At 35.6% G+C, this 20,410-nt stretch carries 16 protein-coding genes; 8 read left to right on the top strand and 8 right to left on the bottom strand.

All coding sequences use genetic code 11. The features are described from left to right. Positions 1 to 74: 74 nt before the first annotated feature. The gene (locus tag HHT355_RS01480; RefSeq protein ID WP_242967488.1) at positions 75 to 2,519 is read right to left on the bottom strand and encodes a GH36-type glycosyl hydrolase domain-containing protein; all 2,445 of its coding nucleotides are present in this window, start codon (positions 2,517 to 2,519) and stop codon (positions 75 to 77) included. 341 nt (positions 2,520 to 2,860) lie between these two features. Here HHT355_RS01480 and HHT355_RS01475 point away from each other — a divergent pair, with 341 nt between their 5' ends. Beyond that, a complete protein-coding gene (locus HHT355_RS01475; RefSeq protein WP_103201687.1) occupies positions 2,861 to 4,180 on the top strand; it encodes an IS1380 family transposase in 1,320 nt (439 codons plus the stop codon). Positions 4,181 to 4,272: 92 nt separating this feature from the next. Here the strand turns inward: HHT355_RS01475 and HHT355_RS01470 are convergent, their stop codons facing one another. Both HHT355_RS01470 and yidA read right to left on the bottom strand, forming a co-directional pair. Further along, on the bottom strand, positions 4,273 to 4,662 hold the full coding sequence (locus HHT355_RS01470; RefSeq protein WP_103201686.1) for a hypothetical protein: 390 nt from the start codon (positions 4,660 to 4,662) through the stop codon (positions 4,273 to 4,275). 421 nt (positions 4,663 to 5,083) lie between these two features. Then, on the bottom strand, positions 5,084 to 5,884 hold the full coding sequence (yidA, locus tag HHT355_RS01465) for a sugar-phosphatase (RefSeq protein ID WP_103201685.1): 801 nt from the start codon (positions 5,882 to 5,884) through the stop codon (positions 5,084 to 5,086). A gap of 278 nt (positions 5,885 to 6,162) precedes the next feature. Here yidA and HHT355_RS01460 point away from each other — a divergent pair, with 278 nt between their 5' ends. Together HHT355_RS01460 and HHT355_RS01455 are read left to right on the top strand one after the other, a co-directional pair. Continuing rightward, on the top strand, positions 6,163 to 7,608 hold the full coding sequence (locus tag HHT355_RS01460) for a ComEC/Rec2 family competence protein (protein ID WP_103201684.1): 1,446 nt from the start codon (positions 6,163 to 6,165) through the stop codon (positions 7,606 to 7,608). 66 nt (positions 7,609 to 7,674) lie between these two features. Then, positions 7,675 to 7,890, top strand: coding sequence for a DUF3006 domain-containing protein (locus tag HHT355_RS01455; RefSeq protein WP_103201683.1), 216 nt, complete (start codon positions 7,675 to 7,677; stop codon positions 7,888 to 7,890). Positions 7,891 to 7,966: 76 nt separating this feature from the next. Here HHT355_RS01455 and HHT355_RS01450 read toward each other — a convergent pair whose 3' ends face one another. Further along, entirely contained in the window at positions 7,967 to 11,119 is a 3,153-nt protein-coding gene (locus HHT355_RS01450; protein WP_103201682.1) for an AAA family ATPase, read from the bottom strand. Further along, positions 11,100 to 12,284, bottom strand: coding sequence for an exonuclease SbcCD subunit D (locus HHT355_RS01445; protein ID WP_103201681.1), 1,185 nt, complete (start codon positions 12,282 to 12,284; stop codon positions 11,100 to 11,102). The genes HHT355_RS01450 and HHT355_RS01445 overlap by 20 nt, the downstream gene beginning before the upstream one ends. Before the next feature lie 377 nt (positions 12,285 to 12,661). Here HHT355_RS01445 and HHT355_RS01440 point away from each other — a divergent pair, with 377 nt between their 5' ends. The 5 genes from HHT355_RS01440 (at position 12,662) to HHT355_RS01420 (ending at position 16,148) form a co-directional block, all read left to right on the top strand. Beyond that, positions 12,662 to 13,156 carry a helix-turn-helix domain-containing protein gene (locus tag HHT355_RS01440; RefSeq protein WP_103201680.1) on the top strand — a complete coding sequence of 165 codons (495 nt, stop codon included), beginning with the start codon at positions 12,662 to 12,664 and terminating at the stop codon, positions 13,154 to 13,156. Position 13,157: 1 nt separating this feature from the next. Then, the gene (locus HHT355_RS01435) at positions 13,158 to 13,415 is read left to right on the top strand and encodes a hypothetical protein (RefSeq protein WP_103201679.1); all 258 of its coding nucleotides are present in this window, start codon (positions 13,158 to 13,160) and stop codon (positions 13,413 to 13,415) included. Positions 13,416 to 13,883: 468 nt separating this feature from the next. Next, a complete protein-coding gene (locus HHT355_RS01430; RefSeq protein ID WP_103201678.1) occupies positions 13,884 to 14,804 on the top strand; it encodes an ABC transporter ATP-binding protein in 921 nt (306 codons plus the stop codon). A 16-nt stretch (positions 14,805 to 14,820) separates the two neighbouring features. Then, a complete protein-coding gene (locus HHT355_RS01425) occupies positions 14,821 to 15,462 on the top strand; it encodes an ABC-2 transporter permease (protein ID WP_103201677.1) in 642 nt (213 codons plus the stop codon). 2 nt (positions 15,463 to 15,464) lie between these two features. After that, positions 15,465 to 16,148 carry a hypothetical protein gene (locus HHT355_RS01420; protein ID WP_103201676.1) on the top strand — a complete coding sequence of 228 codons (684 nt, stop codon included), beginning with the start codon at positions 15,465 to 15,467 and terminating at the stop codon, positions 16,146 to 16,148. A gap of 152 nt (positions 16,149 to 16,300) precedes the next feature. Here the strand turns inward: HHT355_RS01420 and HHT355_RS01415 are convergent, their stop codons facing one another. From HHT355_RS01415 to HHT355_RS01405, 3 genes are all read right to left on the bottom strand, one after another. Beyond that, positions 16,301 to 17,104: an aldo/keto reductase gene (locus tag HHT355_RS01415; protein ID WP_103201675.1), complete on the bottom strand. Its 804-nt coding sequence runs from the start codon at positions 17,102 to 17,104 to the stop codon at positions 16,301 to 16,303. A gap of 41 nt (positions 17,105 to 17,145) precedes the next feature. Beyond that, complete coding sequence (gene mgtE, locus HHT355_RS01410; protein WP_103201674.1) at positions 17,146 to 18,498, bottom strand: magnesium transporter; 1,353 nt, start codon at positions 18,496 to 18,498, stop codon at positions 17,146 to 17,148. A gap of 502 nt (positions 18,499 to 19,000) precedes the next feature. Further along, positions 19,001 to 20,155, bottom strand: coding sequence for an LCP family protein (locus HHT355_RS01405; protein WP_103201673.1), 1,155 nt, complete (start codon positions 20,153 to 20,155; stop codon positions 19,001 to 19,003). Positions 20,156 to 20,410: the final 255 nt, after the last annotated feature.

Below are 20,410 nucleotides of genomic sequence, written 5' to 3'. Positions count from 1 at the left end.
TAGCCTACTAAATTCCTGCAACAAATACAAGCCATAGATAAACAAAGTATAGGAGTTATCTATGGCTGTTTTAACTAGAAGAAAATCATATTAACTTTATGATGTTTTTTGTCATTTACCAGGCAAATAATATTATCCTTCAGAATTTCATTATCTAAAGATAAGCTGTACTTAAAGTCTTTAACCCTGCATAATCCTTTGGGTTTCTTTACGGTAATCGAGTAAAAGCTGTCAAGATAACGCAAGGTATATTCAACCTGCTCCTCATTTTTTGCAGGCAAAGGGTTAAGGATTAATTTATTCCCCTGATATTTAATTCCCAGCATTTCAAACAGGGTGAGAGCCAGCCATGTGGATGTGCCGCTTAAGGTAGGCCCCACGTGTTCGCCGGTGTTGCTGTTGATATACTGGGTACACCATCTGGGGTTGCCGCAGTACAAATACGGGTTTTTAAAGGTATTGTACGGCAAAACCTTTTCAACCATCCAATAAGCAAGATCACTAAGTTTCTCAGCCAGATTACGGCATTTAACTTCTTTGGCAGCCTTAACCATGGCAGCCGCAGCCATCATTGTGGCATGCTTAAATATCCCTCCGTTTTCCCGGTCTCCCGGAAAATACTCTCCTGTTGCCGTAACTTTAGAAACTTTTGATAAATCGGTAGGGCTCATTAGGGCAAATCCGTTTTCCTTTTTCAAATATTTTTCAATTCTGTCTACCATTACTGCGATTTGATCTTCAGTAGCCTCATCGGATAAGACAGACCAGCTGAATGAATTTAAAAAATATGTTCCGTCTATATCAGGATCGCTGGAAAAACCGTCTTTTCCTGCACCCAGATATGTGATTTCATCCCCAAAACGATTAAACAATACCCGGGCAAAAAAGTCCTCTTTCCATGCATGGGTCTGAAGTGAATGGCTTAAATTTTCTGTCAGCTTTATTAACTCTTCCTCATACTCATAATCGGAAAGCATACTGGTTAGGTCTCTCATATGCAACAAAGCCAGTTTTAAAAGAAAACCGTTCATGACACTTTCCGAATATTTGTCAAAAGGCCCTGTAAGGTTTTCCTTATCCTTTCCGCTCAAATAATCAGGATCAACCTTTAAACAATCGTTCCAGTCGGCAAAGTCTATCAAAGGAAGGCCATGTCTGCCTGTTGATACCTTTCCCGAATAATTAATAATCGCTTTAAGAGTGTCATATACGCTTCGCTTTTTACCGCCAGATTCAGGTATATTATATTCTTCTTTCAAAAAGTCAATGTCCCCGGTATACTCTACATATCTGTAAACCGCCTGCACCAGCCACAAGCCATCATCAGACCATTTTCCGGCTTCTTTTCCGACCCAGAAAAAATTGTGATAGCAGTAGCCCGGTTCCAATACTTTTTCAATCCATTGTGCCAAAAGCTCCTTGACAAAAGTATGCTGACCCATGGAGAAGAAATAGTACATCGAAGCATATATATCCTGAATTTCTCTAAAACCTGTTTCCCTGTATCCTTTTTGAGTCAGGTCAAAGGACCTTGAAACAAAGGTCTGGTACAAAACTTGAAAAGGCAGGTTATTGTTTATGTACTCATCAAAATATTCCTTATCTGAACGGACTGTCAGATATGACTTGTATTTTAAATACCATGAAAGCTGGTCTTCAAAAGCCTTATCCAATGCTTCTTTAGTTTGAAACTTACTATGAAGGGAATGTATTTCAGAGAAAACTTTTTCATCGGGTACTTCTTTATCAAGCGATGAGATAAGCCCAACGTACTGGTCTGCTGTTACTTCTTCCCCAACATCCAATGAAAATGCTTTTCCAAGGGCTACAAATGCCGGCCCCTTGGTACTAAGTTTATTGGACAATTTGGTTAAGCCCTGAGGGTAGTTTAAATTTCCGTTTCCTATAAAATCGCCGTAATGTGTTCCGATTTCCTCTGTTAAATACTTTTGATCTTTTTGATAAAACATACCCGTCATAAACCTGATGTCTTTTCGGCAAAATTCAGGATAATAATGGGGTATGTAAGCAAGAAGATTACCGTTTTCGTCACGAATCATTCCGGCTTCCATTATAATTGCCGAATACACTACATCTTCCATGAAGGCCTCGGGTTTAGGCGAACCCAGCATACCGGTCATAACAATTTTTATATCTCTTTTACTTTTGCTTTTATTTGCTATGGTAATACGCTGTACTTCCGTTGCTATAGGAAGTCCTTCATACTGAGGCAGTATAAAAATTCTTCTTTTTATTTGTAAACCGCATTCAGTAATGTATTCGATTTCCGTATAATTGCTTGAATGCCTGCAAGTTGCAGATTTAATATTTTTTTCGGTGGCATTGGCCGAATAAAATATTTGCCTGCCGTTTTCAATGAGATAGAATTGGCGGTTGGCAGGAAAGCCGTTCTCCTCAGGCAGCATGTCCCATCTGGTAGCCAAAACCTGAGTAGCGGCATGGGCTCTGAAACTGCCGCCCCCAAACCGGTCAATTACTGATTTTGGTGTAGTCTGCAAAGGATGGGCAAATCCTATCCTGTTCCCCAATAACATATTGGTAGAAAAATGTGGGCCGGGCGACGGACTTTTAAGGTCAATAATATGATCTCCGTTATCGTTTAGGTATCCTGCCCATTTGGTATAATTTTTAAGTGTTTTAAGAATTTGACTCTGTATTTCTTTATTAACCTGAATTATTCATCGTAACATATACAACAGTGCCTGGCACTGCATAATTACTATGTTTTTATCTTCTTATTGCTTTCACTTAAAAAGTGAAACTGAACTATAGAAAAAGGGTCTCAGCTTTGCTAAAATGAAGTTTACCAAACATACAAATCAGCAAAGGAGAAACCCTTATGTCTAGTTTAAATGCACTTCACTTAGAAAGCAATAGTAAATTTAAAATAAATTTTCACGGCGGCGATTTATCTTCCGATGCAGGTTTGCTGTTACTTAATGAATTCATTCACAAAATTGGTCTTAAGCCGCTTGTTAAGCAACATTTTCAGACCAAGGACAAAACAATTCGTATCCATACGGATGCTGATAACCTGTTGCAAAAAATTTACCAGCAGATATCCGGTTACTTTTCTGATGATGACTCGGATGAGCTGACTGATGACCCGGTTTTTACAAATATACTTGGCAAACAAGCATTGGCCTCCCAGCCTACCATGTCCCGGTTCTTTAACCGCATGGATGATGTTACTTTGATGCAGCTTGACTGGATACTTTACCTTCTTAGACAAAGGATTTATTCCATCAAAAGGCCTGAGATGGTTTTGTTGGATATTGATTCCACTCTTTTTGATACCTTCGGTAAACAGGAAGGCAGTGGATATAATTATCATTATTCCAATTATGGTTACCATGCACTAATGTGTTATGACGGGCTTACCGGCGACCTGCTAAAAGCTGCCTTAAGGCCGGGAAATGTATATTCCTCTACGGATTGCTGCGAATTTCTTCAGCCTTTACTTACCGAATATCAGGAGGATTATCCTGATGTAAAGCTTTTTCTTCGTGCTGACAGCGGATTTGCAAAACCTGAGCTGTTTGAACAGTTGGAAAGCAACGGTACATCCTATGCAATCAGGCTGAAGGAAAATGCCATCTTAAAGGAGATGGCTGCATATCTGGATAAGGAGCTTGACGAACTTACTGCTAATAATAAAGTTGACTATGCAGTAGTATATGGTGAAATCCATTATGCAGCATCCAGCTGGTCCTATCCGAGAAGAGTTGTTGTAAAGGCAGAAAAACCGGCAGGCCAGCTTGTATATATGCATACCTTTATTGTAACCAATATGTATATGAAAGCTGAGGATATCATTCATTTTTACTGTAACCGTGGCAAGATGGAGAACTTCATAAAAGAATCCAAAAGAGGATTTGATATGGACACCATGCCAAGCTACAGTATGGTGATAAATGAAAACCGGCTGCAGATATCCGTATTGGCATATAATATATTTAACTGGTTTAGGCGTTTGGTACTTCCGGCAAGAATGAGAAAGCTGCAAGTTGATACCATTCGCCTGAAGTTGTTGAAGGTTGCCGCCAAAATAGTGCATTCAGCGAGGTATATAACATTCAAGCTATGCAGTAGCTGTCCTTATAAAAATGAGTTTTATGAGACATTGAAAAACATACGGCTTCTGCCAAAGCTTGAATGATATATAAAATGTACCTTGACAGTTCAAGAAATTTAAAATGTGGATAAACCAAGGGGATATTATACCCTTTTGTGAATAACTTTCATAAAAATTTATCCTCGGAAATGAACTGTCGTAATAATTCCATGGGTAAATCTATGATTTTTTACCCTCATGAATAATTCAGGATTAATTATTTCCGTAGAGATGTTTCCGTCCGAATAAACATAATATATTATCTGTTCTGTATCCCAATCTATTTTAAATAAGTGTGATTTGTCCAATGACAGCCGGTTAAGGAATTCCCCTACAACTTCATTTTTATATAATTCTTTTAATGCCGGTACCTGATATTTAAAACTTCCTATAATTAATAAATGCTGATATTTTATATCAATAAACTGACAGTCATAATACTCTTTATCGTTTAACAAATTACCGAAATAACGGTCAGCAAGTATTTTTGAACTTTTTAAAACATCCCTGGCATATAATTTATTCATAATATTATCACCGATTTTTTAAGTTTTTAATATTTAAATTGTAGCTAATATATAAAACTAAATTAACCGGACAAAATTCCGATTTAGTATGAAAATATTACTATTAATTTTCAGGCAGGTAAGCTATTCATTAAAATTTTACCTGCATGCAGTTAATTGCTTTTAAGTCCATATACCTTAACTTATATATAGTAATAGTGGCGTATAACAAAAATCACAATCTACTTAAGAAGGCGTATGAGAATTCATTATCGGTGATATCATCATGAATGGGTGATAAATTTGTCGCTGTAATCCGGGCTACGGATAAACAACAATAACATACAGGATATTTTAATAAAAAAATAATATCAGCGTTTATTATCGAAACAAAACTTTTTTCAGAGGTCTCAAATTATTTTGGTTTCAATTACCAAGTAGTTTATAGCATAAATTTTTCTATAACCTGAGCCACTCCATCTTCCTCATTGGTGAGAGTTATAAAATCTGCTGCTGCTTTAACATCGTCTGTTGCATTGCCCATGGCGACACCAAGACCGGCATATTTTATCATATCAATGTCATTTCCTGCATCGCCAACGCAGATAACTTCCTCCGGTTTTATTCCCAATTCTTTGGCCACAATCGATACACCTATGCCTTTATTGGCTTTCTTATTCAGAAATTCCAGGAATATCGGCGCGCTTCTTTGTACCGAATACTTTTGCTTAACCCAATCCGGTAATTGAACTATGACAGAATCCAATTTTTCCGGTTCATCTACAAACATTACTTTAACTATCTTAGTAGAAGCATCGATTTCGTCAACCGGTCCCTCAACTACAGGTATCTGATTAATGCTTGATTCAACTTCCGTATACGGATTAAATTTGGGTGTAAGCACCCGGTTTACCGTCAGAGCATGTATATTTACATCCAATTTCCGGCTTAATTCATACAGCTCTTTATAAGACTCAAGAGATACAGGCATGTCGTATATGATTTTTTCACCCACGGTACTCTGAACCATGGCCCCGTTATATATAACAACATAATTATTTTCATCAAATAAATCCAGAGTTTCTATAAAAGGTAAAATCCCTTTCATTGGTCTTCCTGTGGCAATAACAATCTTTTTACCCATTTCCTTTAACTTTTTAACATCTTCCCTGCATCTTTCGGAAATTTTCTTATCCTCATTTAGTAAAGTTCCGTCCAGATCCACCGCAATTAATTTATACATATTCTGCTCCTTTATTATATGTAAGAATTTGCTCATTAGAGAAATTATCATACCATATGGTGTCAGGTACTGTAAATATTTTGTGAACATTTTTGTTTACAATTTATTAACAGTGTCAGGTACCAATAGACATCGCCATTTAAGAATGTTATAATTGAAGCAAATATAACAGGCCACATAAAGATGGCCTTTTTTTATGTTTACATAAATTCCACATATCGGATTAGAATGGTTATTACTGTAAAACAGAAGCATAAAGTAACAAACAGGAGGCAAATATGAAAAAAATACTCTTATGGATACTTATAGTGACAATGTTTATAATTACCGGATGTTCTTATATAGAGCATACTCAAGGTGCAGGTTCAGATAAAGAATCAATAGAAAATGATATTAACAATATTAATAATTCCGGCGACAGAGAAATTTCCGCCGAAGGCATAGACGACGATGACAAGGCTAAAAAATCTGATGTTTCTGATAATCAGCAAAATCCAAACAGTGAAAATTCAGAATCCGATACTTCATCAGATGCTAATGCTGCTATTTCTTCACAGACCGGACAGTCTGATAAAGCAGACAATAAAAAAACTAACTCATCTTTAATAAAAGTTCATTTTATCGATGTAGGCCAGGGAGATTCTATATTGATTGAATCCGGCAACAAATATATGCTTATTGATTCCGGAGAAAGGAACAAGGGAAGTATCGTAATTGATTATTTAGAAACCATTGGGGTAAAAAAATTGGACTATATCGTTGCCACCCATCCTCACAGTGACCACATCGGAGGTCTTGCCGATGTTATAAATCATTTTAACATAGGCAAAATTATCATGCCCAATGCGGTACACACTTCCAAAACTTATGAAAATTTACTGGACACAATTTCAGAAAAAGGCTTAAAGATAACTAAAGCAATCCCAGGAAACGAATATAATATCGGAGATGCTTCATTTATTATATTGGCTCCTAACGGCACAGACTATGATAATCTTAACAATTACAGCGTAGTAATTAAGCTGATAAACGGCAATAACTCATTTATTTTTGCCGGTGACGCAGAAGTACAATCGGAAAATGAAATGCTTAAAAACGGTCTTAATATTAATGCTGATGTTTTAAAATTAGGCCATCACGGTTCATCTACCAGCAGCAGCGCCAAATTCCTGGATGCCGTAACTCCGGATATGGCTATTATAAGTGTGGGGGAAGGCAACCAATATGGTCATCCCGATGCAGAGACCTTAAAATCCATAAAAGACAGAGAAATCAAGTTGTTCAGAACCGATAAACAAGGTACAATTATTTTGGAATCTGACGGAATTAAAATTACAGCCAACAAAGATCCGTATAATATAAATGATGCTGATATTAATACCACAAAAAGCGATAAATCAACATATAATTCAAATTCTTCATCCACTGATAAAACTAAAGCAGATACAGTCAAAACTTCCACAAACAAGACTGAAACAAGCAAAAGCCAAAGTAACAATACGGGTAAATCAAGCACAAGCAAAACTGATACAAATAAATCGGATTCATCAAATAAAAACACAGAATCTGCTAAAAATATTATAGTTCACATAACAAATACCGGTTCAAAATATCACAGGGCAGGATGCAGACATCTAAGTAAAAGCGATATAGAGGTTACTTTGGAAGAAGCATTGAATAAAGGGCTAACCCCATGTAAAACCTGCAATCCTCCGACCATGTAATTTATTTATTTTATGATTATGTTTTATATAATTTTACATAAACCTGATAAAGAAAAGGGGTATCATATGAATAAATATATTGTTGACAGGTTTGAAGGATGCTACGCCGTATGCGAGAAAGAGGATAAATCTTTCATTAATATTAAAAAAGATATACTTCCTCCCGATACCAAAGAGGGGGATATACTTATCGAAAACAACGGTGATTTTTATATAGATACTGAAGCCACCGAAGCCAGGAAACAACTTATCAGAAAAAAATTGGACAGTTTATTTGAATAAAAAACATTATGTACCTGACACTGTAAATAAATTGTAAACAAATGTGTTTACAATTTGTTAACAGTGTCAGGTACCATTAATTATCCCACCTTGCTCTGCTGCCTTTTTCATCTTTTGTCACCACAAGTTTTGTATCAATCTGAGCTTTTAATTCGGTCACATGGGATATAATACCCACCAGTCTTTTTCCTCCGGACAAATCATTTAAGATTTTAATGGCTTGCATCCTAGCCTCGTCACTTAGCGAGCCGAATCCTTCATCGATAAACATAGTATCAATATGGATTCTTCCTGCAGTATACTGAATAATATCTGACATTCCAAGAGCCATTGCCAGAGCTGCCATAAAAGACTCTCCTCCGGATAAAGTCTTTACGTCACGAACCTGATTATTTACCAGGCTGTATACGTCAAGGTCCAGACCTACTTCCCCCTGGCCGGATAGGTCTTCCATATCCCTGCATTTTAGAAGGAATTGGCCGCCTGTCATATTATATAATCGCTTATTTGCTTCCCTTAGTATCATTTCAAAATACCTTCTTTGGATATAAGTCTGGAAATTTATATGCCGCCTGCTTATTTTACCGTTTGCCGTATCGGAGAGCCTGCTTATAATTCCGTAAGTTTCTTTGGCTTTTTCTCTGTCTTTAATAAGTCTTTTAAGCCTTTCAAAAATTTCCTCATTTCTGCTTCGTATGCCGTATATGGTTTTATTTTCCTCATCCAGTTTCATTATATTTTCTGTAAGTTTTGCCTGCCTTTCTTCCAGTTCTGTGGTTTGGATCCTTGCCTTACCTTGAGTTTGACTTTTCAAGTTTTCCAGCCGTGCTTTATTATCTACCAAGGCATCACGATACGATTGTAACAAAGCACTTAATTCTTCTATCTTCTCAGGACCGATTAACGACTTATGATACTCATTCTCATCCGCAAAATCTTGCTTTTTAAGCTCCGTATTGAATGCATCCAAAGCTGCGTTTACTTCCACTGTTAACCTTTCATGATTTTTTTCTTCAGACTTAAGCTTCCCCTGCTCAGAAGCAAACTTTTCTGCCATCTGCTGATAAATTCTATCGGCTGTGGATTTTGCTTCTTCCATGACCTTAAGTTGTTCTTTTGCTGATGCAAGTTCCTCCAAAGCCTTGTTTTTGCTTTCATAAACAAGAGCTTCCTTAAGGGAAACTTTTATCGTATCCGCTTTTGCTAAACTTACAGCAAACTCTTTTAAAGCTTCTTCTGCTTCTATCTTTGCCTTATCATAGGTTTCCAAAGATTCTTCCAGAACTTTAATTCTTTTTTGATTTTCTGTATATCTTTCTCCTGCTTCTTTGGCCCGGTTCATTTCAAATGTTGTCTTATTAAGTTCTTCCTGACATTCTGCCAACATATCCTGCAAGCGATTTTCGTCAATATTGTCAGGATCAAATGAAGCATCAACCACTTTCTTTCCCTCATGTTCGGCTAGGCTTTTTTTGCTTTCATATTCCTGCCATGCTTTCTGCATAGCTTCATATTTTTCCTGCCTTGTACCCATAGCTTCATCCATAAGAATTTTTGCTTCATCCAGCTCATTTTCGTCTATAATCTGTTCTGCCAATACTGCTTTTTGAGGATGGAAAGTAGAACCGCATACGGGGCATGGCTCACCCTCTTTAAGCTCTGCTGCCAGCCTTCCGGCCTGCCCTACTATAAAGCTGTGATACAGTTCTTCGTAGTGCTGCCTTTTTAACTCATACGATCTATTCGCATTTTCATAATCCTGTCTTGCTTTATTATAATTAACCTCAAGCAGTTTCATATTTTTTATTAATTCTGTCAAATCAATAATGGCATTGCTTCTATCGGTCATTACCCGGACCTTATGTAACAGTTCGGTATACTGATCGGCAAGCTTTTTTAGCTCTTCCTGTTCTTTTTCCAATTTAACTTTACTTTCTCTTGCCTTACCGATACTCTCGCATATTTTGTCACGTTCTTTTTCGGTCTTTAATATATTCTCCCTTAGCAATTCCAATTCGGCTTTTACTTTATCATAATGCTCATATTTGGGGATCAGCTCATTTATGTTATTTATTTTTGATACCAGTATCGGGCTATATTTACTGTACTTTTCTTCCTTATCCTCTTTATCTTTCTTTAATTTCTCCAATTTAGCCCTATTTTCATAAAGCCACTTTTTTATATCTTCAATCCTTTGATTGCACTGAATAAGGTCCGTTTTCTTATTAAGGTAAAATGCTTCCTTTGGTTCTAAATATTGGGCTTTTTTTCCGTATTCTATCTGTCGTTGAACAAGCTCCATCTCATGTTTTTGTAAATCCAGTTCTTCTTTCTTTTTCAGTTCTGCCTCCAGGTCGTCAAACAGCTTATTCAGATCTTTGGCCTGACTTATTTTTGTGTTTACCTCATCCAGTTCCTTCTTATATACACGGATATGGCTGTTGATATCTTCTTCCCTGTACTTTACTTCTTTTATAACCTGTTTTAGCATTTCCAACTGCTTCTCAGGATCGGTTTCCGTAAACCGCCCCATTTCATTCCACAGTTCGGTAAGGCTGCTGTCCTTAATCAACTGAACATCTTCCAACTCTCTTACAATAGCCTTTTTGTTGTCTTCAAGAGCAATATAGACTTCATTTGCCCGTCTTTTTAGTTCCTCTTCTATCAGCCAATAAATTCTGGTATTGAAGATTTTGCCGAATATTTCTTTACGTTCTTTGGAAGATGCATGGAGTAATTTTAAAAATTCTCCCTGGGCTATCATGGCAATCTGGGTAAATTGGTCGGCATCAAGGCCTATTATATCTACTATTTTTTGGTTTGTCTCTTTAATATTTCCCCTAAAAGGCTGTCCGTCCGGCATAATCAGGGTAACCGCCGCCTGCTCAGTTGTTAAGACATACTCTCCGTCCTTGTTTCTTCTTTTGCTGATACGGTTTTGCCTTGGGCTTCTGTTGATTATGTAAGTTTCCCCCCTGTATTGAAATTTAAATTCCACAAAGGTGCGGACATCATCAGCTGCATACTGGCTGCGCATCATAACCCCGTCACGTTTTCCTCCGCTTGTCCGGTCATATAAGGCATAGGTTATGGCATCAAAAATGGTGGTTTTTCCCGCACCTGTATCCCCGGTTATAAGGAAAATACCGTTGTTTATACCCGTAAAATCTATAACTTCCTCTCCCGCATATGACCCAAAAGCAGACATTTTAATGTAAATCGGTTTCATCTTCCCGCACCTCCTTAATAGAATTTATCACTTCAGACATTATCTTTTCTTCCTCATCACTCATTGGAACTCCCTGTATGTCCAAATAAAACTGCTTAAATGCTTCAAAAGGATTAAGCACCGTTATTTCCGAATATGTATCCATAAGCTGGGCTTTTGTTCTGCTGTTTTCTATTTTTACCTCAAGTATATGGTCATAATGCTCCTCCAGTTGATCCTTGGGCTTGTATAACTCTTCCTCATCAGTAAGGGTTATGCTGACAAAATCATGCCTGTTTTCGTCCGTAGCCATCCCGATAACTTCCCGTAAAGTGCCTTTTATGCTTCTTACATCCTGCAAAGCATTAAGCGGTATCTCCTCAATAGCGATATCCGAGCCTTTTTCTTTTATAGTAACCATGGTTATGGATTTTACATGTTTTTCTTCACTTACGGAATATTTTAAGGGGGTCCCGCTGTAACGTATGTGTTTTTTCCCTATGCTTTGAGCTCCATGAAGGTGTCCCAGAGCCACATAATCAAATTTCTCTACAGCTCTAATATCCACACTGTCAATTCCTCCTACGGAAATATAAACCTGCTCCGAATCACAGGTTTCAGGCACACTGTCCCCTGCTACATAAAACTGATGGGATACAAGGACGTTTCGCTCATTATAGTTGATATTTTCCCTCTCAATTAAGGCTTTTATGGCCGCATCATAACTTGTTATCCTTCCTTCTTCAAAAAGGTGCTTAACATATGCCGGCTTGGTAAAAGGAAGCAGATAGAAATTGACAGTTCCATATTCATCATCCAGTACGACCTTTTTCAGATATTCGTCATCTTTTCTGGGAGGATAGACGGATATATAAATGTTGTGTTTTTCCAAAAAAGAACTGGCGTAATTCAGGCGGTCAGCCGAATCATGATTGCCTGCTATGATAAGAACAGGAATACCGGGCCTTATCTGCGACAAATCAATCAAAAACCGGTCAAAAACCGTATAACTTTCTGCCGAAGGGATGGATTTGTCAAAAATGTCTCCAGCAATTATTAATACGTCCGGCCTGTACTTTTTTACCTTGTCCACAATTTGATCAAGTATGGCTATCTGGTTATCTTTCAGATTGTAAAAATGCAAATATTTGCCTATATGTAAATCAGAAATATGAAATATTTTCATCTTATCCCCCTTGGTAATAATTTTACAGTTCTACAACCGGTTATCTGACTTAAATGATTTTTATTTATTCTATCACATCTTGTCTGCTATTTCCTTACCTTATTATATCATCTTATGGTTTTCCAAATATCAAAAAATCAATTTGTCATTAAGCATTGTTAGCAGTTTACACTTTCTTATTTCAAATTTAAAACTGTTATCTATAGCAGAATTTTTGCTCTGTACTTAATATCCTGGCATTTGCAGAATAATCAACTTACGGTTGAGTAAAAATTAAACCACAGGTTGCAAGAAAATCGTAAATTCAACCAATAATCTCTTTTCCTTCCCTGCATTTGAAGTTAAAATGTAAACAACAAGAAGGGAGAGTGATTAGTATGAAAGAAACCATTGGAAAAAGAATTTCCTATTTAAGAAGAGAAAAAGGCATTACCCAGGAAGAAATTGCAGAAAAGCTTGGAGTTACCCCTCAGGCGGTATCCAAATGGGAAAATGATATATCTTATCCGGATATCCTGCTGCTTCCGAAACTTGCAGAAATACTCGAAGTTACTGTTGACGAACTGCTTTCCGGTGAAGCCAAAAAAGAAACCAGGTTATTGCCTGAAGAAGAACGCAAAAACATAGATGATATGATATTCAGAATCTATGTAAATACATCAGAAGGAGATAAAATAAAGATTAATCTCCCCCTGGCCCTGATAAAGCTGGGATTGGAAATGGGAATGAACCTGCCACAGGTATCAGGAAATGCAGCATTACAAAACGTAGATTTTGAGCAGCTTATCCGCTTGGTGGAATCAGGTGTTATCGGCAAACTTGTAGAAGTTGAAAGTGCAGAAGGCGATATCGTGGAAATAGTGGTGGAATAATATGAAAATAATTATTAAATCCCCTAATGAAAGAACAATAAGGCTTATTTTTCCGACCAGATTGCTGTTTAATAGTTTGACAGCAAAAATCGGAGCGGCTGCTTTAAAAAAGTATGTTCCTTCCGACAAGTTTAAAATAAAACCCCGTGATCTGCACAAGATTGTAAAAGAAATAAACAGAATCAAACGAAAGCATCCCGGTTTGGTACTGGTAGATGTAGAAACCAGCGATGGGGATATTGTTAAAATAAAGTTATAGATATATTTATAGTATTGGGGTTGTCGCATTATTCTATCGAGGATATAGATATAGCTTCACACACCGGTAAAAGAACATCTAACTAATTATGTGCGTCATTGTCGGACGCAAAGGTTCGCCTATGACGTCAAAACATGCTAGATGTTCTTTTAACGGTGCATTACAGTTATATCTATATCCTCTTAATCTAATTATGCGACAGCCCCTATTATTTTACTTTAATAAAGTCAACAAATATAATTATTAAGAAAATAGTTTTTAGATTATTATTAAATATTTATTATTGTAAATATTTTGAAATATGATTATAATATTAACAATTATTAATAAATAGCGTAAAAAATGGAAGTATTAATTTAGCCGCAATTATAGTACAGTTACCGAAATAATAATACTGCCAATTCTAAAATCACATGCATACTTAATATTTAATTTATCTCACTGTATATACTTGTTGGAGGAAGGAATATGGAGGTAAACATTATTAATGTCTGTAAAACTATAGGAAAAGAAACGATTCTTTCTAATGTATCATTTAAAGTTAACCAGGGAGATATATTTGCTCTGGTCGGTCCAAACGGGGCGGGGAAAACGACATTAATACGTCTGATTTTAAACTTATATAACCCAGATAGCGGAAAAATAACAGTTAATAACGTTGATGTAAGAAGTAAAGAATATGACAAAGTAAGGCAAAAAATAGGATTTCTTCTTGATAATATCGGTCTGTTCAGAGATTTAACCGCCTGGGAAAACCTCGAATTTTTTCACAGAATTTATTTTCCGAATGCTTCTAAAAGTATTAGGAATGAAAAAATAAGTATGTTATTAAGGGAGTTTGATCTTTATTCAAAAAAGGACAGCAATATTTCATTTTTTTCCAGAGGTATGAGGCAACGGTTAGCATTAGCAAGAGCTTTAGTTAATGATCCTGAATTACTAATCCTGGATGAACCATCCAGAGGACTTGATCTTGAAGGACAAATACTTCTTAGGGATTTTATTCTTAAAAATGCAAAGCAGGGAAAAACTGTATTTATAAATTCACATGATCTGCTTTCTCTTCAAAAATTATGTACTAAAATTGCATTTATTAATAAAGGAAAAATATATGATATAGGTACATATGAAGAATTAAGCAAACGGTATAGCAAAAATATATATTCAATTAAAGCTAAAAATAAAGATAAATGGCTGAATGAATTAAAAAGAAGTACCTTTGTAAAATGGGTGCATACAGAATTTGATACTGTTACGGTTTGCGTTGATAATAATTACAATAATTTGCCTGAATGGTTGCATAGCAGAAATGTGCAAATTATTGAACTGAAAAAGGTAAGCGGTGACTTGGAAGACATATATCAACGTATTATAGGTTTTTCAAAATAAAGTGAGAGGTAAATTCATGAATCCTAAATTACATCCTTTATTATGGAAAGAATTAAAACGTCAAAAAAAATCAAAGATAACGCCTATTATCCAAGTTATAGCTTATTGTTATTTTTATATATATCTAAAAAGCATCTTTAGTATTGAAATTGTTTTGTCACTTATACCATTAATGTATGTTTTAGCCATCCAAACCGATGTATTTCATTACGATTTTACTAATTATATTGAATCATTACTCTCATTGCCTATTGAAATTATAAATATTATAAAAAGCAAATGTATTTTTATATTATTAAAAGCATATGTACAATCAATTATAACAACACTTATTCTACTGATTTATCATGTTTTTATTGAAAAGAAAGATATGGTGTTTTCGGTTAAAACTTTTTTACTGATCATAGTTTTACCTATCTGGCAATACTATTTTAGTTATTTTATTGGGCTTGTAATCTGGAATTTAAAATCAAAAATAAGAATTATCCCTTACCTTTTTCAAATTATAATACTGCTTACATGTATTCTGCTATTATCAAAAAATATGGTTAATATTCTTATTTTAATTATGCTTGGTTTGCTGTTGCCCATTTCTATAGGAATAAAAAAATTAACCGAAACACTAAGCAAAGAAAGAATTTTAAAAAGGAGTATCTGAATATGAGGGCTCTTATTTGGAAAAGAATTAATGAATCACATAAAAAAATATCAAAAGTAATCCTTTTTTTCCTTTTCCCTGTATTATATTTCGGCTTACTATATTTTACCGGAGTTCAGTGGAATAGTATAGTGGCATATTTTCCGTTTAATGTTATAACATTTAGCGTTATTATTCACTTTTCAATTGAAGAACTTGTGTCATGTGAAGTAATACTAGCTACCAATACCTCCATTCTGAAATTATGGTTTATTAACATTGTATTTGTCACAATTACCGGCTTTATTTACTCAATATTTTTACTCTTCGCCTTTGGCCTTATATTAAAATTTGCATTACATAAAGATATTGCATTAAATATTTATACGATTTGCCAATCATTTCTGAATCTTTTTATGAGCGCTGCTTTAATTGCAGGATCGACAATACATTTTGCAGACTATACTTTGCATAAGCAATTAATAGCTTCAGTATTTGCTGTTCTTGGCTTTGTTTTGCCGGTACTATTTGTACCATTCGGAAATTTAATACCGATTAATTCTACAAGCATTGTTACATCTGTTGTGGCTTCTGCATTACTGTTTCTTATATCAGCAATTATTATATACAATGCAAATAAAGAAAAACTGCTTATCAATACGAGTAGCATTGTGAAAGCATGGGAAATTAAAACAATTGATGAATAAGTTATTATAATACAACTCCCGATGCCATATTTAAACGAGGCACCGGGAGTTATATAATTGCTTACTCTATCAACTATTATAATACATACTTTATTAAGATTTTTTATATAAATTCATATTTACTGCTCTTGCAGAATTTACGAAAAGCAGACTTATAACCTATCCAGAACCTTCATATCCTCATCATCAATAATAAAGTCTACATTAGCATTTGATATGATACGTTCTTTTTTTGTGGACTTAGGTATAACTACAGTATCTTTCTGCAAACAATATCTTATGCAAAGCTGGGCGGCGGTTACTTTATACTTATTTGCCATATCCACAATTTCTTTCCTATTAAGAATACGTCCGGTAGCCAGCGGAGAATATGCTGTAATTAAAATATCATGTTTGGCACAAAATTCTACCGTTTCTTCCTGACGTTCACCTATATGGAAACGAATCTGGTTTACCATAGGCACATGTTTGCACATTTCAAGGATAGGCCTTATATGCTTCGGTTCAAAATTTGATATTCCTATAGCTTTTGCCTTACCGCTGTCATAGATTTCCTCGAAAGCTTTCCAGCTTTCTATATTGCCTTCAGTGCAATCAAGTCCTATCCTATCCCACGGCCAGGGAGCATGTATCAAATACAAGTCGATATAATCCAAACCTAAAGCTTCAAGGGATTTTTTGAAGCATTCATGGGCTATGTCATAACCTTTCTTTTCGGCAGGCAGTTTTGTCGTTACAAATATCTCTTCTCTCGGTATACCCGAATCTTTTATAGCCCTGCCTACACTTTCTTCATTCCCATAGGCCATGGCAGTATCTATATGCCTGTAGCCGACTTCCAATGCCCATTTTACGGAATTATAAGCTTCCTTGCCGTTAGGTATCTGCCAGGTACCAAGTCCGATCTTGGGTATCTTTACTCCGTTTTTTAAAATAAATGTTTCCTGTAAGACCATAGGTACACCCCACTAACATAGCAAACAGGTATCAGATCCTCTCACAGACCGAGTATCATACCGGTGATAGCAAAATATAATATCAAAGAAATAGCATCAACTATTGTAGTTATGAATGGGCTAGCCATTACGGCAGGATCAAATCCTATCTTTTTAGCCAGCATAGGAAGGGTTGAACCTACCATTTTAGCAATAATTACTGTTAGTAACAAAGTTAAGTTTACAACCACAGCCACCCCAAATCCTACCTTGTCAAACACCATCAGTTTTGCAAAATTTACTACCGCTAAAGTTATTCCACATAGCATTGCTACTCTAGATTCTTTCCACAAAACCTTAAGAATATCTCCAAATTCTATTTCATTTAAAGAAAGTCCTCTGATTATAGTAACCGAAGATTGGCTTCCCGAGTTTCCTCCGGTGTCCATAAGCATAGGTATATATGCAGTCAGAACCACATATGCTTTTAGTGCATCTTCAAAACGGGTTATGATAAGGCCTGTAAATGTAGCAGATATCATTAAAAGAAGCAGCCACGGCATACGGCTTCTCCAAATTTCAAATATCGTTTTCTTAAGATATGGGGTATCCGAAGGGGTTATAGCAGCCATCAATTCGATATCTTCTGTTGTTTCCTTCTCCAATACATCCCATGCATCGTCTACCGTAACAATTCCTACCAGTCTGTTGTCGTTATCAACTACCGGGAGAACGGTCAAGTCGTATTTACCGAATAGATGGGCCACTTCTTCCTGATCATCATGGGTATTTACAGATATGACGTTTGTCTCCATTAAGTCCTCTATTTTACTGTTATCATCGGAGAGAATAATTGTCCGAATAGTAATATACCCTATTAAATGATTTACATTATCGGTAACATAACAGGTATCAAACGTTTCACTGTCCAAACCGATCTGCCGTATTCTTTTAATGGCATCGGCTATGGTCATGTCAGAACGCAGGCTGACAAACTCCGTTGTCATTATGCTTCCGGCAGAATCCTGGGGATAGTTTAAGATCTGGTTAATTATCTTACGGTCATATTCCGATGAGTTTTTAAGAATACGTTTAACGACATTGGCCGGCATTTCTTCTATTAAATATACCATGTCATCGATATATAACTCGTCAATCACTTCTTTCAGCTCAACATCAGAAAAGCTTTCAATCAAAGTTTTCTGGTGCTCCGGATTCATCTCTACAAATGTTTCAGCTGCCAGATCTTTGGGCAGTAACCGGAACAATAAAATAATATTTTTCTCCGGCAAATCCTCAAACAATGCAGCCAAGTCATAGGGATTGATAGTTGATATGATTTCTTTTAGTTCTTTGTATTTTTTTCCTTCTAATAATTCAATAATCTGATTTTCTAAATCTGTTGTTTTAATCATTTAATTTACCTCCTTCCAAAGCATAACTCAAGTATATTGCTATACTTGGCCATACTTGGCAGGAGTAAAGGCACAAAAAGACCGAAGCGTCAATAACAAACGGACGCTTCCGCAGTCCAATATAAAGTTGTATTGAAACTTCGGTCCGGTATGCCATTACTACTGCCAGCGTCCATTGTTATCATCTCGCTCCTTTCTTTTCATAATATAATTTAATTGTTCCAAGTGCCTTTAAAATTCGTATTCTTAATCCAAACCCTATCAAAATACGCCAACAATATTAGTCTAAACCTTGGTTTTTATGCTGTCAATACGTTATTATCACCAAATAATTTAGAATAAATAATATTCCGGTCTACAAAATATAAATTGACAAATTTTATTTTTCATTCTTATTGCAAAAAAGCTCTTTGCCAGTCCTTATTTGGCAAAGAGCTTTATATCAATCATAAACCGCTGTTAATTATGATTATATTAGTTTTAAATCATCTGTCAGCCTAAATTATTTTACTCTTTCAAGAGCAGCCAAAGCTTCTTCTTCCGTATATCCGAAAATAAATTTATACATCTCTATTAAGTTCTTGTCCCAGTCAAGAACTATAGGATAACCGATACCGTTATACTTTTTTGGCGCTTCAAATGCCCCGTCAACGGGTATCCTGGATGTTTCAAGAGTTGTAATCTTATTTTCAATTACCGCCTCCATCAATATTTCAATCTGTTTTTGGCTTAAATCGGTTGTTACATAGCTTAGAGCTTCCTTGCCGATAGGAATGATCTTAAAAAGATTCTTAGTTGACATCAGACTGTCAAACATTGCTTTTAATACCCTTTGCTGACGTACAACACGGCCGTAATCATAATTGGCACCACCCAAAGTTTTAACTTTTCTTACCCTTACATAACCCATTACCTGGTTTCCGTTAAGTTTATTAACTCCGGGTTTTACATTTCTGTTTTCTTTCTTAGAAATATAGTTGGTTTTATTAAGATATGCCGCCTCTTCTTTACCAAGCTCTATAGTAACACCGCCAAGCATATCCACCAGTTTTTCAAAGGACTCAAAGTTGACATAAGCATAACCGTCAATCTGTATCTTATAGTTCTTCTCTATAGTTTCTATCAAAAGATCTACTCCGCCTTTGGAAAAAGCAGAATTAAGCTTGTTTGCCTTATATCCAGGGATATCAACATAACTGTCTCTAAGCAGAGAAGTAAGTGTTATCTTGCCGTCCTTTTTATTGATGGAACCGATTAACATGGCATCCGTATTTTTGGCTCCCCCTATCTCTTCGACGCCAAATATCAGAAAATTGTATACATAATCCTCCCAAACAACATTATCGGCCTTTTGTTCGTGCTTGAAATCCTCTTTCTCTTCTTCTTTGGGTTCCCCCTTTTTAATATTACTGTATACAAATTTACTTGCGGTTTTATAAAGTATGCTTCGTCCGGGTTTGGTGCCTATAACAAGTATAAGCATAGTCAATATCAATAAAAATGGAATAGCAACATATTTAAAGATCCGTTTCTTTTTCTTTTTTCCTTTGTTCTTTTTACCTGATTTATTGTTTATACGGGAATTTTTATCCTCGTTCATTATCTCAAGAACTTGCTGCTTTAGTAATTCTTCCGTCTTTTTATCATTATCATACATATATACTCCTCATTTCAAATCAAATTAACAAACACAAGGGTTTCATAAGCGTTTTATCTTATATTTATCGAAATCTGATAAACGCTATACTATTTTATCACAATCTATCGAAATTTAAAGCCTTTTTACAAAAATTTAAAAAGTTTTAAATTTCATTTTTTCCCATTTTATTTTCATTATGTCAAATTATATCAATTTTTGAAATATCAACTAATATTTTATGATTTGTATATTTTTTCACGAATATATATTGAA

This window comes from Herbinix hemicellulosilytica (assembly GCF_002904165.1).
GTDB classification, from domain to species: Bacteria; Bacillota; Clostridia; order Lachnospirales; family Lachnospiraceae; genus Mobilitalea; species Mobilitalea hemicellulosilytica.
Note: the sequence above shows the minus strand (reverse complement) of the source record. Positions and strands in the feature narration are given on the sequence as shown.

Coding starts and splice junctions, on each gene's coding strand:
- HHT355_RS01475 (WP_103201687.1), top strand. CDS start 2,861: ATGTCTAGTTTAAATGCACTTCACTTAGAAAGCAATAGTAAATTTAAA.
- HHT355_RS01470 (WP_103201686.1), bottom strand. CDS start 4,662: ATGAATAAATTATATGCCAGGGATGTTTTAAAAAGTTCAAAAATACTT.
- yidA (WP_103201685.1), bottom strand. CDS start 5,884: ATGTATAAATTAATTGCGGTGGATCTGGACGGAACTTTACTAAATGAG.
- HHT355_RS01460 (WP_103201684.1), top strand. CDS start 6,163: ATGAAAAAAATACTCTTATGGATACTTATAGTGACAATGTTTATAATT.
- HHT355_RS01455 (WP_103201683.1), top strand. CDS start 7,675: ATGAATAAATATATTGTTGACAGGTTTGAAGGATGCTACGCCGTATGC.
- HHT355_RS01450 (WP_103201682.1), bottom strand. CDS start 11,119: ATGAAACCGATTTACATTAAAATGTCTGCTTTTGGGTCATATGCGGGA.
- HHT355_RS01445 (WP_103201681.1), bottom strand. CDS start 12,284: ATGAAAATATTTCATATTTCTGATTTACATATAGGCAAATATTTGCAT.
- HHT355_RS01440 (WP_103201680.1), top strand. CDS start 12,662: ATGAAAGAAACCATTGGAAAAAGAATTTCCTATTTAAGAAGAGAAAAA.
- HHT355_RS01435 (WP_103201679.1), top strand. CDS start 13,158: ATGAAAATAATTATTAAATCCCCTAATGAAAGAACAATAAGGCTTATT.
- HHT355_RS01430 (WP_103201678.1), top strand. CDS start 13,884: ATGGAGGTAAACATTATTAATGTCTGTAAAACTATAGGAAAAGAAACG.
- HHT355_RS01425 (WP_103201677.1), top strand. CDS start 14,821: ATGAATCCTAAATTACATCCTTTATTATGGAAAGAATTAAAACGTCAA.
- HHT355_RS01420 (WP_103201676.1), top strand. CDS start 15,465: ATGAGGGCTCTTATTTGGAAAAGAATTAATGAATCACATAAAAAAATA.
- HHT355_RS01415 (WP_103201675.1), bottom strand. CDS start 17,104: ATGGTCTTACAGGAAACATTTATTTTAAAAAACGGAGTAAAGATACCC.
- mgtE (WP_103201674.1), bottom strand. CDS start 18,498: ATGATTAAAACAACAGATTTAGAAAATCAGATTATTGAATTATTAGAA.
- HHT355_RS01405 (WP_103201673.1), bottom strand. CDS start 20,155: ATGTATGATAATGATAAAAAGACGGAAGAATTACTAAAGCAGCAAGTT.